A 14,982-nucleotide genomic window follows, 5' to 3' on the forward strand; every position below is an offset into this window, starting at 1 on the left:
CCTGACCCTGCTGGATGAAACATGAATCCGCGGCTACGTTCATGGCGACCTCAAACTCCGTGTGCCTTCAGCTTCGCGTCGTACCAGCGCGAAAACTGGTCGAGCGCGGCCTCGGTGAAGTTCGAGAAAGGCCCCGGAATATAGGCCGGATCCTGCGTTCCCGCATGCGTGTTGCCGACGAGCTCCGCGTCCTGGGTCGTCGTCGCGACCCACACTTCCGTGAGCTTCTTCAGGTCGTAGTCCACGCCTTCCACCGCGTCCGCATGGACCAGCCAGAGCGTGCGCACGAGCGTCTTGTCCGGCGCGAGCGGCAGGCTGTAGGCAATCACGGCGTGGTCGCTCATCACGTGAGTCCAGGAGTGATGGCCCCACATGTGGACGTCGCCGAGATCGCGGCGCGTGACGCCGCCCAGCAGCTTCGTGCAGGCCACTTTCGTGTCCAGCGTCTGCGATTCGTTTGCGCCCGAGATGACGAGCCGCTGAGTGCGGAAGTTGGTATCGACGCTCTCGTCGAGCGCTTCGACCGTGCCGCAGACATAGCCGTCCCTTTCCCAGTTCTCCAGGCATGCCGCGTTGCGCTTCAGGTAATCGTCGTAGGCCTGCAGCGACGCTTCGCTCTGGCCGTCCGGACAAAAGCCGAAGTCTTCGGCAAGAAACGAGTTCGTCAGCTCCGGGTGCGTGCCCGCGCAGTGGTAGCACTCGCGGTTGTTTTCCATTACGAGCTTCCAGTTGCCGTTTTCGACGATCTCCATTTCATGGGCGATCTTCGTGCGCGTCAGGTCGTACGGCGCGAAGCGCGGCGCCATCACGGCCTCGAGCTTCTCGAAGTCCGCGGGCGGTTCGTCGGCGAGGCAAACGAAAATATGCGCGCCCACTGTCTTCACATGAACCGGAATCAGGCCGTGGCAGCCTGCGTCGAAGTCCTTGCCCATGTGTGTCGAATGCTTGAGGCTGCCGTCCAGATCGTAGGTCCACTGATGGTACGGACACACGAGCATGCCGACGCTCGCCTTGCCGGCCTTCTTCATGATGCGCGAGCCACGATGACGGCAAACGTTGCGATACGCCCGCACGTTTTCGTCGTCGTCGCGCACGATGATGACCGATGCACGACCGATATCCACCGTGTGGACATCGCCCGGTTCCGGCACGTCGGCCGTCACGCCAACGAGAATCCAGAGCTTGTGAAAGAACACCTCGACGTCCGTTTCGAACACGTCCTGACGCCCGAACAATTCACCGGGCATGCCGTGTCCCTTCTTGCGGCTATCGACGAGTTCGCGGTGCGTTTGAATTTGAACTTCGGACATAGTGGGCCTCTGGATGAGAACGTTGCGTAGCGTTCGGAACACTGATATGGCGTGAAGTATTGGACCGTCGAAACACACCGTCAACGCGCTTTATAAGCTGCTTCACATTCGTTTAAATCATGCGAAAATGCGCCCGGAATGCGGCGCCCGAAATGGGCCTCGCGGGCCGACTAACCGGGAATGCCAGGCCAGGGTTTCCCCGGTAAAAGAGGGTCGTCCATGCAGGCACAAACCCACTTGCCTTACCCGTCGACAGATGTAAAAGCGGATGAGAAACACCAAAGCAACGAAAGGCTATCGTCGGATCGTTCCCTCGCTGACCGCCCTTGTCGAATTCGAGGCCGTGGCGCGCCTCGGGAGTTTCACCTACGCGGCAAGCGAACTGGGTGTCACGCAGTCCGCCGTGAGCCGGCAGGTGAGGTTCCTCGAAGAAACGCTCGGCGTGCAGCTCTTTCACCGCCTGCACCGCTCGATTGATCTGACGAGTGAAGGCGAAGCGCTATACGTGGTCGTCGCCGAGTCGATGCAGAAGATCGCAGGCGTGTTCGATCGGCTGGTGACCGGCACCGAGCAAAGAGAACTGGTGCTGGCTTCGACGGCCGCGTTTTCGCAATTCCGGCTCCTGCCGCGGCTCGCGAAGCTGAAGAAGCTCGATCCGCCTTTGCAGCTGCGCTTGTCGACCGACATGTTTACGGCGGACCTTCGGCATGTCGAGGTCGACGTCGCCGTGCGCTATGGAGACGGCAACTGGCCGGACGGGACCTCGACCCTGCTGTTCGATGTCGAAGTCTTTCCCGTCTGCTCGCGGGAGTTCCTGGAGGAATACGGCACGCCGCGCTCGCTCGAAGACCTCGCCAGGATGGCGCTCGTGGAGTCGGATGCCACGTCCGAAGGATGGATGGGCTGGAACGAATGGTTTCGCGCCGTGGGGTACCGGCCCGCGCGCCTGAACAAGGTGCTGCGGTGCAGCCTCTACACCGACGCCATTCAGGCCGTGCGCTATGGGCAGGGAATAGCGCTCGGCTGGAACAGGTTGGTCGACGACCTGCTGCGAACGGGAGACCTGGTCCGCATCGACCTCGCGACGTTCCGGCCCAGCGACGCCTACTTCGTCGTGGTGCCTCACGGGCGGACCATCACGCCGGTCATCACGCAGCTCATCGAGTGGCTGCGAGGGGACCCGGCGCCGCGCTGACTGCAGGAATCCTATCTACTCAATTACCGGAGCCCCCATGTATCAGCGCCATGAGAACCTCGAGCATTTCATTCGCGTTGCGCGAACGCTGTTTCAGGCGCCAGCGCTGCCGGAGGCTGGCCGCCAGATGGCCGTGAAAGTATTCGAGCGTCTCGAACAGCCGTCCGACGACGGCAAGCGCAACCGCGCACGCTATCCCGCCTGCGATCTCCTCGATGCATCCCTCGCACCACTGCTTGACGACTCAACCAGTCTCGGCGATGCGGCCCGCGCCATCAAAACGCTCGAACCCGCTATCGGCTGGCAGCGGCGAACGTCCGGAGCGAATGGAAGCGAGGACTATGTCGAAAAGCATGTGAACGGCATGATTTGCGGCCCCGGCGGCATGGAGAGCCGATACGACTTGCAACTGGGGTTTTCGCTGCTCGCGCCGCACACGCGATACCCCGATCATCGACATCCCCCTGAAGAAGCCTATGTGTTGCTCAGCGCAGGGGAATTCCGCCAGCGCGACGGCGACTGGTTCGATCCGGGCATCGGCGGCGGCCTCCACAATCCGCCCAACAGCCTGCACGCCATGCGCTCGGGCACCACTCCGCTCCTCGCGCTGTGGTGCCTGCTGGTATGAGCGCGCTTTTCGATTATCGGCGGCTCAATCAAAGGCTCAGCAGCCCGCGATACAAGCCGTAGCCGGCCACGACCGCGGCAACGAGCACGGCTGCGAATACGAATTTCTCCAGATGCGTAAACACGTGCTGCCCGGCCTCGCGCCTCGCCTTGGCGAACAGGACGACGCTCGGCGCATAAAGCAGTGACGAAAGGAGAAGGTATTTCACGCCCCCGGCATAAAGCAGCCAGACCGCGTAGAGCACGGAAACCGCAGCAATCAGAAAATCCCTGCGGCGTTCCTTTTGCGACAGTTCATAAGTCTCGCCGCGAATGGCGAGCAGCAACGCGTAGCTCGCCGACCAGAAGTAAGGCACGAGAATCATCGAGGTGGCGAGATAGATGAGCGAGAGGTACGTGCCTTTCGACACCAGCGTGATGAGCAGAAACAGCTGCACCATGCCGTTGGTCAGCCATAACGCGTTGGCCGGGACCTGCCTCGCGTTTTCCTTGCGCAGGAACGCGGGCATCGTGCGGTCGCGCGCGGCCGAGAACAGAATCTCCGCACACAGCATGACCCACGAAAGCAGCGCGCCGGCCAGGGAAATGGCGAGCCCCACGCTCACCAGCACCACGCCCCAGTGTCCGATAACGTGTTCGAGCACGCCTGCCATCGAGGGATTCTTCAGCCCGGCGAGTTGCGGCTGCGTCATGATGCCGAGCGCCAGCACGTTGACGAGCACCAGCACGAGAAGCACGACGAAAAATCCGATCACCGTGGCCTTGCCGACGCTCTTGCGGTCCGCGGCGCGCGCCGAAAAAACGGTCGCCCCCTCTATGCCGACGAACACCCACACCGTGACGAGCATCATGTTGCGGACCTGATCGAGCACACCGCCCAGCGCCGGATTCGAGCGCGCCCAGATATCGGCCGAGAAAATATGCAGGCGAAACGCGAGGAGGCAGATGAGAATGAACAGGACGAGCGGAACGATCTTCGCAATCGTCGTGATCTGATTGATGAAACTCGCTTCTTTTATGCCGCGCAGCACCAGGAAATGCACGCTCCATAGCAGCAGCGAGGAGCAGGCGATTGCGGGTAACGTATTGCCTTCGCCGAAGACGGGGAAAAAATAGCCGAGCGTACTGAATAGCAGCACGTAGTAGCCGACATTGCCGAGCCACGCGCTGATCCAGTAGCCCCAGGCCGAGGCGAAGCCCATGTAATTGCCGAATCCGGCCTTGGCGTACGCGTAGACGCCGCCATCGAGATTCGGCTTGCGGTTCGCGAGTGTCTGAAATACCAGCGCAAGCGTCAGCATGCCGAAGGCCGTAATGACCCAGCCGATCAGCACAGCGCCCACACCGGCGGAAGCGGCCATATTCTGCGGCAACGAGAAGATGCCGCCGCCGATCATCGAGCCCACGACGAGGGCAACGAGCGCGCCCAGCCGCAGCCCGTTTGTGCCCCTGTGTTCCCCGGCGGCATCGAACCCGTGGGTGGCGTCGCTCATATCCGCTCCGTCTTCGCAGTGTCAGGTCGGGGTATCCGGCTCCATTGCGAAATCAATGTTGGCAGGTATGCAGGCAAATGCAAGGAAAACGCAGTGCAACCGGAAACGACAGGAAACGTCGGGCCATGCGCGGCGCATCGCCGGCATTGCGATATGATCGCGCTTTACTGTGCCGGGATTCCCTACATGCAAGTGCTGGTCGACGCTGACGCCTGCCCCGCCGTCATCAAGGACATGTTGTTTCGGGCCGCGCGGCGTGCCGAGGTCACGGTGACGCTGGTGGCAAACCAATATCTGCGCACACCGCCGTCGCCCTTCATCAAGTCGATTCAGGTGCCGGCGGGTTTCGACGCAGCCGACGCCCGCATCGTCGAACTGGTCGAACCGGGCGACCTCGTGATTACCGCCGACATCCCGCTTGCCGCCGCGGTGCTCGAAAAGAACGCGCAGGCGCTCGATCCGCGCGGCAACTGGTTCACGCGCGAAAATATTCAGGAACGGCTCACGATGCGCGACGTGATGGATCAACTGCGCAATGCAGGCGTCGAAACGGGCGGACCAGCCCCGTTCAGCGCGCGCGACAGCAAGGCGTTTGCCGGCCAGCTCGATCGATTTCTCGCGCGGCATAGCCCGCCGCCGCGCAAGACCGAGTGATGGCGGAAGCGATGAGACGTTTGGGATCATCGCGTCATGGATGCCCCTGTGCCGTGGCCCCGCACGCGCGAATCGCGCGCGATTAGAGCCGAAATTCTCCCTGCGCGCCGCTAACCCCTGCGAAGTGCAGGGTTTTTGTCAGGTGATTTGACGCCAAAAATGAGGCGGCGCGACCGCGAACCCCGCTGGTTCCCGAAAGTCGCCGATCCCCCGCCCGCCCCGGCGCAGCCGGACTTTGCCGCCGATTGCCCCTGCCCGTCTTGATGCGTATTGGGCAGGCACGATAGTTCGGCATCCTCATTGCCCTGCGTTTCGCTCTTGCCATTGGGCGGCGTCTTTCCTATGATCATCAAACGCGAATCACTCTCATTCGCATCGAAATACCATACGCCCGCGCAGACGGTTGCGCGGTTGCGCCTCGTGAATCTTTTCGCCGTCTTCGTCCTTCGATGAGGTAACCCGACATGGTCCTTTCCGCTCCAGGTGAAAGTTCAATCATGAGTAGAACTAATGTCAAGCCAGGTCCGCCCTCGCCCGTGCTCGACTTCGTGGCGATCGGCCTCGGGCCGTTCAATCTGAGTCTCGCCTGCCTGGCCGAGCCGATCCGCGATCTGCGCGGCCTCTTCCTCGAGCGCAACGAGGATTTCGACTGGCACCCGGGCATGCTGATCGACGACACCACGCTGCAAAATCCGTTTCTGGCCGACCTCGTGAGCCTCGCGGATCCCCAAAGCAAGTTCAGCTTCCTCAATTACTGCAAGCAGGAAGGCAAGCTCTATGCGTATTACATCCGCGAGCGCTTTTATCTGAGCCGCGCCGAATACAACCGCTACTGCAAATGGGCCATCGGCCAGCTGTCGAGCATCGCGTTCGGCTCGAGTGTGGAGCACGTCGAATACGACGCGCAGCAAGGGCATTACGTGGTGCGCGGGCGGCACGTGCGCACCGGCCAGCCGTTCATGCATCGCGCCGCGCGCCTCGTGATCGGCGTGGGTTCCGTGCCGCAATTGCCGCCGTGCTGCGGCGAGCTGCGCGAGCGCTGCATCCATAGCGCGCATTACGTGGCGCGCAAAGCCGAGCTGCAGCAAAAGCGCTCCATCGCCGTGATCGGCAGCGGCCAGAGCGCAGCCGAGATCTTCTACGACCTGCTCAAGGAAAGCGACGAGCACGACTACACGCTCACGTGGATCACGCGCTCGCCGCGGTTTTTCCAGATGGAGAACACCAAGCTCACGCTGGAAATGATCTCGCCCGACTATATCGACTACTTCTACAACCTGCCGGACGGCGTGCGCGAAAACATCATCGCCAAGCAGGACAGTCTCTACAAAGGCGTGAACGCCTCCCTCATCAACCAGATTTACGACCTGCTCGACGACCGCCGCAGCCGCGGCAGCAACCGTGCGCGTCTCATCACCAATTCCGAGCTGAGCGCCTGTCATCACGACCGCATCGAAGACCGCTTTCACCTGCGCTTCTTGCAGCGCGACGAGGGCGTGCAGTACACCCATGTCACGGACGGCGCCATCTTCGCGACCGGCTATGGGCAGAATGTGCCCGGCTTCATCGACGGCATTCGCGCTCGCATCCGCTGGGACGACAAGGGGCGCTACCGGCTCTCGCGCAACTATGCGATCGACGTGAGCGGGCGCGAAGTTTTCGTGCAGAACGCGGGGCTCTACAGCCACGGCCTGACCAACCCCGACCTCGGCATGAGCTGCTATCGCAACTCCTGCATTCTGCGCGAGCTGACCGGTGTGGAGCACTACAAGATCGAGCGGCGCATCGCGCTGCAGGACTTCTCGGTGCCCGACACGGAAGCGTTCGTGAAGATGCCGCTGGAGGCGCAATGAAGCTGCGCAGCACGATCATCCTGATGACGACCTTCGCCGTCGTCAGCGATGCGATCCTGATTCCGTTCTACCCGCAGTTCTTCGCCGCGCGCTATGGCGTGACGAGCCCCGTGCATGCGGGCGCTTACGTGGCGTTCATCTCCATTGTCGTGATGCTCACGCTGCCGCTCTGGGCGCGCATTGCGAAGCGCCTCGACGCCATGCATCTGCTCGTCTATACGCAGTGCGCCGCGGGCGTGCTTTCGGTCGCGAGCTATTTCGCGGCGACGGTGCCGCTCTTCTGGGTGCTCTCGCTCGCGATGTTCATGTGCAAAAGCAGCTATCTGCTGATGTACCCGTACATGATGCGGCTCGAAGCGAAAGAATCGCATGCGCATACCATCGGCGTGCTGTCGGTGGTGGTGCACTTCGGCGCGATTGCGGGCGCGGTGGCGGGCGGCTTCGTCATGCAGGTCTGGGACGCGCATCACTGCATCTTCGCGATGGCCGCCGGCGACTTCGTGCAGATGGCGATCTGCCTTGCGCTGATCCGCACGCATGGCATTGCGCGGCGCTGCCGGTTCGCGGGCGTTGCCGATGAGGCGCCAGTCAAGCGAGGACTGCGTGCGCGCATGCCGATCCTGCGACTCGCGCTGCTCATGCTCGCGTTCGACTTCTGCGTGTATCTCATCCGGCCGTTCATGGCGTCGTACTGGCAAGCGGTCACCGACGCGCCCGGCGAGCTGGTTCCAGGGCTCGTGTTCGCCATTCCGGGCATGGTCGCGCTCGTCGCGCTGCGCCTGAACAAGCGCCTCGCCATGCAGGGCAAGCGCGTGCCCGACCACATGCTCGCGAACCTGCTGCTGTGCACCGCCGGCATGCTGCTGCAAGGCGTGGAGGCGCCGTTGTGGATCGTCGCGGGCCGCGTGATGTTCGGCTGGGCGCTGTTCCAGATCGTCGTGAAGCTCGACGTGACGATGTTCGCACTGAGCACGCCCGCCTCGTATGCCGCCGATTACAGCGTCATCAACTTCTTCCAGAACCTCGGCGTGCTGCTCGCCTCGTTCGCGGCCGGTGCCATTGTCGACGAAGCGGGCTTGCGTGCGCCGTTCTTCGTGGCTTCCGTAGGCCTCGTTTTCACTGCGCTCGTGAGCGTCTGGCTGCTCGCCCGGCCGCGCGCCGAGGACGCCGCCCTTTCCAACCCGATTGCCGAAACAGGAGTCACCGCCCGTGCGAACTGAAATCGCTGCCGACGAAATCGCGTTGCGTCATGTCCCGCCTGCACGCATGGCCAGAGCCGAGGCCTTTCACATCCGCCCGCTCGACGCGCAACGCGACGCACCCACGCTGCATCAATGGTTCATCGAAGAACGCGCCGCGTTCTGGAACATGCGCGACAAGAGCGTGGCGGACGTGGCCGCTTTCTATCAGGCGATCGAAGACTCCGGGCACGCGCGCGCCTGGCTCGGCTTGCAGGATGACGTACCCGCCTTCCTGTTCGAAAGCTACGAACCGGCTCACGAAGAGATCGGCGAGCACTACGATGTGTGCGCCGGCGACCTCGGCATGCATCTGTTCGTCGGGCCCGCTGCCCGGCGTACATCGGGCTATTCGCGCCATGTGTTCGAAACGCTCATGGCGTTCCTGTTCGAGCGCCTTGGCGCGCAACGCGTCGTCGTCGAGCCGGATGCGCGCAACGCACGCATCCACGCGCTGAATCGCGCGATGGGCTTCGTGTATACGAAGGACGTCACGTTTCGCGAGAAAACCGCCTCGCTCGCGTTCTGCACACGAGCCGATTTTTACGCTGCCATTACGCAGGATCACTAAATTCCATAAGGACGTCGCAACATGAATCATTTCGCAACCCAGGCTTCCATGCAACACGTTCTCCTCACGCCCCACGAGGCTACCGGGCACCTCACACCCGAGGTCTGGCAGCGCGCGAACCGCATGCTGGTGCGCAAGGCCATTGCCGAGTATGCGCACGAACTGATCGTCGAACCGCAGCGCGTGGGCGATGCGCCCGGCGAGCACTACGCGCGCTATGCGCTCGAATCCGACGACGGCACCCGCGTCTACACGTTCGAGGCGCGTCTGCTCGCACTGCGCCACTGGAGCATTCGCCCCGAAACCATCGTGTGCTCGCAGGACGGCGCGCCGCAACCGCTCGACGCGCTCGCCTTCATCCTCGATGTGAAAGCGCGCCTTGGCATCAAGGAGGAGATGCTGCCCATTTACCTCGACGAAATCAGCAGCACGCTGTACGGCGCGGCCTACAAAGCCGTGAAAGACGGCCCGGATACGGCCGAACTCCTCGACGCCGACTTTCAGGCGATCGAAACCGCGATGAGCGAGGGCCATCCCGGCTTCGTCGCCAACAACGGCAGGCTCGGTTTCGACGCGGGCGACTATCGCGCGTTCGCACCCGAGGCGGGCTCGCCGCTCCAGATCGTCTGGCTTGCCGTGCACAAGGAGAACGCTGCGTTCCACAGCGCCGCCGACCTCGACTACGAACAGCTGATGGAAGAGGAACTGGGCGGGGAGACCGTCGCGCACTTTCGCTCGATGGTCGAAGCGCGCGGCGTGGACTTTGCCGACTATCGGCTGATGCCGGCGCACCCGTGGCAGTGGTTCAACAAACTTTCGATTGCGTTTGCGAGCTATGTCGCGACCAACCGCATCGTCTGCCTCGGCTTCGGCGAGGACCGCTATCAGGCCCAGCAGTCGATCCGCACGTTCTTCAATCTCTCGGACCGTTCGAAGCGCTATGTGAAGACGTCGCTCTCGATTCTCAACATGGGTTTCATGCGCGGACTCTCGCCGTACTACATGTCGGGCACGCCCGCCATCAACGACTTCATCAAGGGCCTCGTGGCGAGCGATCCGTATCTGCAGGACCAAGGGTTCACCATCCTGCGCGAAGTCGCGTCCATCGGCTTTCGCAATCGCTATTACGAAGCGGCCGTCCAGGTGGACAGCCCCTACAAGAAGATGTTTTCGGCGCTCTGGCGCGAGAATCCGCTTAGTCTCGCGGGAGACGGCCAGCGGCTCATGACCATGGCCGCGCTGCTGCATACGGACCGCCATGGCGCGGCGCTGCTGCCCGCCCTGATCGAGGCTTCGGGGCTCACGCCGCAAGCCTGGCTCGAACGCTACATGGAGGCGTATCTGGCACCGCTCGTCCATTGCTTCTATGCGCACGATCTCGTTTTCATGCCGCACGGCGAGAACCTCATCCTCGTGCTCGAGAACCATGTGCCCGTGCGCGCGATCATGAAGGACATCGCGGAGGAATCCGCCATCCTCAACAAGGACGCGCAGCTGCCGGAGAACGTCAAGCGCCTCGCGGTGGACGTGCCCGAGCGCGTCAAGCTGCTCGCGATCTTCATCGACGTGTTCGACGGCTTTTTCCGCTACATGAATCAGATACTCGTCGAGCACGGTTGCTGCACGGAAGACGTGTTCTGGGACACGGTGGCGCGCTGCGTTGCGCGCTATCAGGACGAGCACCCGCAACACGCGCGCAAATATGCCGAATACGACCTCTTCGCGCCCGAGTTCCTGCACTCGTGCCTGAACCGTCTGCAACTCGGAAACAACCTGCAGATGGTCAATCTCGCCGACCCAGCGGGCAATCTGAAGATGGCGGGCAATCTGCAGAACCCCCTGGCGGGCAGGCGCGGCGCACCGCGAGACGCCGCGCAGGCGAACGGCATGAACGCCGAAGCGGTCGCGGCCTAAGCATGGCGGCAAACCGCGCGCTCGACGACATGCTGCAACTCGCCGCGCGGCTCGTACCGGGGTTGCAGGGCGTGGTAGCCGCGCGCCCCGCGCAAGGCATCGTGCATACGCGCCCGGCGCCGCCCAACGGCGACGCCAATCGTGCTGCGCTCGATGCGCTCCTTGCCTTCTGGTCGCGCACCTACCCCGAAGCGGGGCGCCCCTACTGGTCGTCGCGCTGCTGGGGCATCCTGATCTGGCAACCGCTCTACTTGAGCGTGATCGGGGTGCATGCGGCTGGCGTGTCGCTGTCGCTTGCGGACATCGCGCAGCCCATTGCCGAGGGCTGGACCCGCGAGGTCCGCATACGCGATCACGAACCGGCGCAGGGCGACACGCACGTGTTGATCGCGCACGCCGCACGCGAAATCGCCTCGTGCTGCGAGCAGATGCACGACGAGCTGATGCCGGTGATCCGCCTCAATCCGGCGGCGGCGCGCGGCACGCAGGCCGACGTGGTGCTCGCCGCACTGCTTGCGGCACGCAAGGCGCGGCCCGAATGGAGCGACGCCCAGGTCGAGGCGCATGGGCAGCGGTGGCTCGCGGCGCTCGGCCTGCAAGGCTGCTCAGGCTATTTCCCGTTCTCGCGCACGGACGGCGCGAGCGCGCTCGCGCTGGAGCGCCGCACCTGCTGCTACCACTATCGCCGCCGCGACGGCGAACTCTGCAGCACCTGCCCGCGGCTCGCAAAGCATGAACGCATCGTGCGCCTGAACGCGCAACACGAAACAGGATGAAACCGACCGATGAACGATATCAGTGACCTCGCGCATCTCGCGCTGCCGCCCGATACGGAGGAAGCGCATGGGCAATTGCCCGCGAGCGCCTATTTCGACGAGGCGCTGTTCGAGCGCGAGATGGCGCGTATCTTCGCGCACTCGGCGCTATACGTGGGCCACGAACAGTCGGTGCCCGAGCGCGGCGACTGGCGGCACCTGCCGCAGGACGAAGGCGGCCGCGTGCTGGTGCGCGGCGAGCACGGCGTGCAACTGCTCTCGAACGTCTGCCGCCATCGCCAGTCGCTCATGCTGGGCGGCAAGGCCGGCAACGTCGCTGCGAGCGGCGGCCCTCCTGCGCAAGGCAATCTCGCCGCGAGCGGCGGCAACATCGTGTGTCCTTTACATCGCTGGACGTACGCCCCCGGCGGCGAGCTGATCGGCGCGCCCGAGTTCGAGCGCAAACCGTGCCGCAATCTCGAGCGCTTCGAACTGCGAAATTGCCATGGACTGCTCTACGAAGGGCCACGTGAGCCAGCGCGCGACATGGCGCGCGTGTTCGAGCGCCCCGAGTTCGACTTCTCCGGGTACGTGCTCGATCACGTCGAAACGCATTCCTGCCGGTACAACTGGAAAACCTTTATCGAAGTCTATCTGGAGGATTATCACGTCGCGCCATTCCACCCAGGCCTCGGGCGCTTCGTGACCTGCGAAACGCTCGACTGGGAATTCGCCGAGACGTACAGCATGCAGCGCGTGGGTGTGCACGCCGCGCTTGCGCAGCCGGGTTCGGAAATCTATCGCGCGTGGCACGATCGATTGCTCGATTATCGCGGCGGCGCAGCGCCCGAGTTCGGCGCCATCTGGCTCGCGTATTTCCCCACCCAGATGATCGAGCTCTATCCGCACGTGCTCGTGGTCTCGACGCTCTATCCGAAAAGCCCGCAGGAAACGCTCAACGTGGTGGAGTTCTATTACCCCGAAGAAATCGCGGCATTCGAACGCGAATTCATCGAAGCCCAGCGCGCGGCGTATCTGGAGACGATGATCGAGGACGAGGAGATCGCCGAGCGCATGGACGCGGGACGCCTGCGGCTCCACCGGCGCGGCATCAGCGACGCCGGGCCGTATCAGTCGCCGCTCGAAGACGGCATGCGCCATTTCCATGCGTGGTATCGGCGCGCCCTTGCGGGTCCACTCGGGTGAGCCATGCGAAACCGCGCAAGGCAGGCGGCTTCGCACGGGCGCGGCGAATGGAGCACACGCCGCGCGTCTGCCCGCCGCGTCAGGCGTCGGCCACTTCGCTCAAGCTGGGGTAGTCCGTATAGCCTTGCGCGGCGCCTCCAAAGAAGCCGTTGCGATCCGCCGCGTTCATCGCCGCGTTGCGCTGCAGGCGGGTGACGAAATCCGGATTCGCCAGCACCATCTGACCGTAGGATTCCAGATCCGCCAGCCCCGTGGCCACATCGACGCCAATCTGTTCGCGCGGGCGGCCAGCCCGGTTCACGATCAACGCGCCCTTCCACAGCTTGCGAATGTCAGCCAGCAGCGCCTCGTCGCCCTGATGCGCGATATGCAGATAGGCGAGCCCCAGCTTGTCGAGTTCGGCCACCAGATAGTGGTAAAGATCGGGGCCTTGGGCGCCCTCGTCGATGCCCCACAGCGTCGTGCCCGGTGAGAGGCGGATGGCCGTGCGGTCCGCGCCGATTTCCCCGGCAATGGCGGCCGCGACTTCGAGCGCAAAGCGCGCGCGGTTTTCGATCAGGCCGCCGTATTCGTCGGTGCGCGTATTGGCGCTCGGCGCGAAGAACTGCTGAACCAGATAGGCATTCGCGCCGTGGATTTCGACGCCGTCCGCGCCCGCCTCGACCGCGCGGCGGGCCGCGGTGCGGAAGTCCTGGACCGTGCGGCGGATTTCCTCGATGGTCAAGGCACGCGGCACGGGAATGTCCTGCATGCCGCTGGCCGTGAACATGGCCGTGCCCGGCGCAATGGCGGAAGGCGCGACGCCCACGCTGTGGTGCCGCGTATTGTCGGGATGCGACATGCGGCCGGCGTGCATGAGCTGGATGAAGAGATGGCCGCCTCTCGCATGCACGGCCGAAGTGACTTTTTTCCATCCGGCGACATGCGCGTCGCTATAAATGCCCGGGGTCGTAATGTAGCCCTGTCCCTCTTCCGAAGGCTGCGTGCCCTCGGTGACGATCAAGCCGACGCTCGCGCGCTGGGCGTAATACTCGGCGGCCAGTTCGCCGGGCGTGCCGTCGGCCAGCGCGCGCGAACGGGTCATGGGCGCCATGGCCAGACGGTTTGGCAGCGTGTAACGCCCGACGCGCACGGATTCGAAAAGCTTGCTCATGATGATCACCTCGACTGGTTTGGATGGGTGCATCATCGCCTGCTTCACGATTGGGATAAATATGGTAATTTGGATATCATTGATCCGTTGATGGAGCAGTCAAGGTGGAACTACTGAACGACATGGCCTTGTTCGTCGAGGTCGTCAAAGCCAGGGGGTTTCGCAGCGCCGCGGACGTGACGGGCATGCCGAACTCCACCCTTTCACGCCGCATCAGCGGCCTGGAAAAAGCGATCGGACTGCGCCTGCTGCATCGGACCACACGCAAGATCGAGTTGACCGAAGCAGGCCAGATCTATTTCGAGCGCTGCAAGCGCATCGTCGATGAAGCCCGCCTCGCGCACGAGCAGCTAGGCGACATGGTTGCGCAGCCGAGCGGCGTGCTGCGGGCCTCGTTTCCGGTCGATTTCGCCGTCACCTACCTCGCGCCCCTGATCGCCGAATTTGCCGGCCTGTACCCCGCCATCTCCTTCGATTTCGAATTGAATCCGCGGCGTGTCGATCTGGTGAGCGACCCGTTCGACGTGGCGATCCGCATGGGGGAGTCCGAAAGCTCGCAACTCATTGCGCGTCCGCTCGCGTCGCTCACACCATATCTTTATGCGTCGCCGGGCTATCTTCAGCGCGCGGGCGAGCCAGGCAAGCCGGCTGATCTGGAACGGCACGAATGCCTGGTCATCCTGAAGGCCGACACGTGGACCTTGCACGACGCGAAGCGCACGAGCACGGTGAAGGTGGGCGGACGCTTCACGCTCAACAGCGTCGGCATGATCCGCCGCCTCGCCACACTCGACATGGGCATCGTGCTGCTGCCGGAAGAAATCGTGGCCGACGAGGTGGCCAGCGGAGCGTTGCGGCGAATTTTGCCGCAGTGGCATGGCACGCCTACGCCGGTCTATGCGATTACGGAAACGCGTTTGCTGCCGGCGAAGACGCAGCGCTTCATCGAGTTTCTGCGGGAGCGGCTAGCGCGGTAGCAAGGCGCCGAGGACAGATGAGCGCTGAGACACATC

The 14,982-nt window shown here is 63.4% G+C and carries 13 protein-coding genes; 10 read left to right on the forward strand and 3 right to left on the reverse strand.

Features of this window, described 5'->3' with window-relative positions; translation table 11 throughout:
• Positions 1-50: 50 nt before the first annotated feature.
• Positions 51-1,310, reverse strand: coding sequence for an SRPBCC family protein (locus AB4Y40_RS32270; protein ID WP_368691326.1), 1,260 nt, complete (start codon positions 1,308-1,310; stop codon positions 51-53).
• A 268-nt stretch (positions 1,311-1,578) separates the two neighbouring features.
• Between AB4Y40_RS32270 and AB4Y40_RS32275 the strand changes: the two genes are divergently transcribed.
• Positions 1,579-2,505, forward strand: a complete 927-nt coding sequence (locus tag AB4Y40_RS32275; RefSeq protein WP_368691327.1) for a LysR substrate-binding domain-containing protein — start codon at positions 1,579-1,581, stop codon at positions 2,503-2,505.
• A gap of 37 nt (positions 2,506-2,542) precedes the next feature.
• Entirely contained in the window at positions 2,543-3,133 is a 591-nt protein-coding gene (locus AB4Y40_RS32280; protein WP_368691328.1) for a dimethylsulfoniopropionate lyase, read from the forward strand.
• 28 nt (positions 3,134-3,161) lie between these two features.
• On the opposite strand, the gene arcD is transcribed toward AB4Y40_RS32280, so the two are convergent.
• Positions 3,162-4,625 (reverse strand): arginine-ornithine antiporter, encoded by a 1,464-nt coding sequence (arcD, locus tag AB4Y40_RS32285; RefSeq protein ID WP_368691329.1) that lies wholly within the window; start codon positions 4,623-4,625, stop codon positions 3,162-3,164.
• A 186-nt stretch (positions 4,626-4,811) separates the two neighbouring features.
• On the opposite strand from arcD, the gene AB4Y40_RS32290 reads away from it, so the two are divergent.
• The 7 genes from AB4Y40_RS32290 (at position 4,812) to AB4Y40_RS32320 (ending at position 12,816) form a co-directional block, all read left to right on the forward strand.
• Positions 4,812-5,279: a YaiI/YqxD family protein gene (locus tag AB4Y40_RS32290; RefSeq protein WP_368691330.1), complete on the forward strand. Its 468-nt coding sequence runs from the start codon at positions 4,812-4,814 to the stop codon at positions 5,277-5,279.
• A gap of 497 nt (positions 5,280-5,776) precedes the next feature.
• Positions 5,777-7,132 (forward strand): lysine N(6)-hydroxylase/L-ornithine N(5)-oxygenase family protein, encoded by a 1,356-nt coding sequence (locus AB4Y40_RS32295; RefSeq protein WP_368691331.1) that lies wholly within the window; start codon positions 5,777-5,779, stop codon positions 7,130-7,132.
• On the forward strand, positions 7,129-8,352 hold the full coding sequence (locus tag AB4Y40_RS32300) for an MFS transporter (protein ID WP_368691332.1): 1,224 nt from the start codon (positions 7,129-7,131) through the stop codon (positions 8,350-8,352). The genes AB4Y40_RS32295 and AB4Y40_RS32300 overlap by 4 nt, the downstream gene beginning before the upstream one ends.
• Positions 8,342-8,941 (forward strand): GNAT family N-acetyltransferase, encoded by a 600-nt coding sequence (locus AB4Y40_RS32305; protein ID WP_368691333.1) that lies wholly within the window; start codon positions 8,342-8,344, stop codon positions 8,939-8,941. Before AB4Y40_RS32300 ends, AB4Y40_RS32305 begins: the two co-directional genes overlap by 11 nt.
• A 48-nt stretch (positions 8,942-8,989) precedes the next feature.
• Positions 8,990-10,855 carry an IucA/IucC family siderophore biosynthesis protein gene (locus tag AB4Y40_RS32310; RefSeq protein WP_368691334.1) on the forward strand — a complete coding sequence of 622 codons (1,866 nt, stop codon included), beginning with the start codon at positions 8,990-8,992 and terminating at the stop codon, positions 10,853-10,855.
• 2 nt (positions 10,856-10,857) lie between these two features.
• Positions 10,858-11,631: a siderophore ferric iron reductase gene (locus tag AB4Y40_RS32315; RefSeq protein WP_368691335.1), complete on the forward strand. Its 774-nt coding sequence runs from the start codon at positions 10,858-10,860 to the stop codon at positions 11,629-11,631.
• Positions 11,632-11,640: 9 nt separating this feature from the next.
• Positions 11,641-12,816, forward strand: a complete 1,176-nt coding sequence (locus AB4Y40_RS32320) for an aromatic ring-hydroxylating dioxygenase subunit alpha (RefSeq protein ID WP_368691336.1) — start codon at positions 11,641-11,643, stop codon at positions 12,814-12,816.
• A gap of 79 nt (positions 12,817-12,895) precedes the next feature.
• Here AB4Y40_RS32320 and AB4Y40_RS32325 read toward each other — a convergent pair whose 3' ends face one another.
• On the reverse strand, positions 12,896-13,969 hold the full coding sequence (locus tag AB4Y40_RS32325; RefSeq protein ID WP_368691337.1) for an alkene reductase: 1,074 nt from the start codon (positions 13,967-13,969) through the stop codon (positions 12,896-12,898).
• Between the two features lie 104 nt (positions 13,970-14,073).
• Between AB4Y40_RS32325 and AB4Y40_RS32330 the strand changes: the two genes are divergently transcribed.
• The gene (locus AB4Y40_RS32330) at positions 14,074-14,946 is read left to right on the forward strand and encodes a LysR family transcriptional regulator (RefSeq protein WP_368691338.1); all 873 of its coding nucleotides are present in this window, start codon (positions 14,074-14,076) and stop codon (positions 14,944-14,946) included.
• Positions 14,947-14,982: the final 36 nt, after the last annotated feature.

The sequence above is a fragment of the Paraburkholderia sp. EG287B genome (assembly GCF_040965595.1).
Taxonomy (GTDB): Bacteria; Pseudomonadota; Gammaproteobacteria; order Burkholderiales; family Burkholderiaceae; genus Paraburkholderia.

Excerpts from the sequence above, each read along its gene's own strand:
- AB4Y40_RS32270 (WP_368691326.1), bottom strand. The coding sequence starts at position 1,310 with ATGTCCGAAGTTCAAATTCAAACGCACCGCGAACTCGTCGATAGCCGC.
- AB4Y40_RS32275 (WP_368691327.1), top strand. The coding sequence starts at position 1,579 with ATGAGAAACACCAAAGCAACGAAAGGCTATCGTCGGATCGTTCCCTCG.
- AB4Y40_RS32280 (WP_368691328.1), top strand. The coding sequence starts at position 2,543 with ATGTATCAGCGCCATGAGAACCTCGAGCATTTCATTCGCGTTGCGCGA.
- arcD (WP_368691329.1), bottom strand. The coding sequence starts at position 4,625 with ATGAGCGACGCCACCCACGGGTTCGATGCCGCCGGGGAACACAGGGGC.
- AB4Y40_RS32290 (WP_368691330.1), top strand. The coding sequence starts at position 4,812 with ATGCAAGTGCTGGTCGACGCTGACGCCTGCCCCGCCGTCATCAAGGAC.
- AB4Y40_RS32295 (WP_368691331.1), top strand. The coding sequence starts at position 5,777 with ATGAGTAGAACTAATGTCAAGCCAGGTCCGCCCTCGCCCGTGCTCGAC.
- AB4Y40_RS32300 (WP_368691332.1), top strand. The coding sequence starts at position 7,129 with ATGAAGCTGCGCAGCACGATCATCCTGATGACGACCTTCGCCGTCGTC.
- AB4Y40_RS32310 (WP_368691334.1), top strand. The coding sequence starts at position 8,990 with ATGCAACACGTTCTCCTCACGCCCCACGAGGCTACCGGGCACCTCACA.
- AB4Y40_RS32315 (WP_368691335.1), top strand. The coding sequence starts at position 10,858 with ATGGCGGCAAACCGCGCGCTCGACGACATGCTGCAACTCGCCGCGCGG.
- AB4Y40_RS32320 (WP_368691336.1), top strand. The coding sequence starts at position 11,641 with ATGAACGATATCAGTGACCTCGCGCATCTCGCGCTGCCGCCCGATACG.
- AB4Y40_RS32325 (WP_368691337.1), bottom strand. The coding sequence starts at position 13,969 with ATGAGCAAGCTTTTCGAATCCGTGCGCGTCGGGCGTTACACGCTGCCA.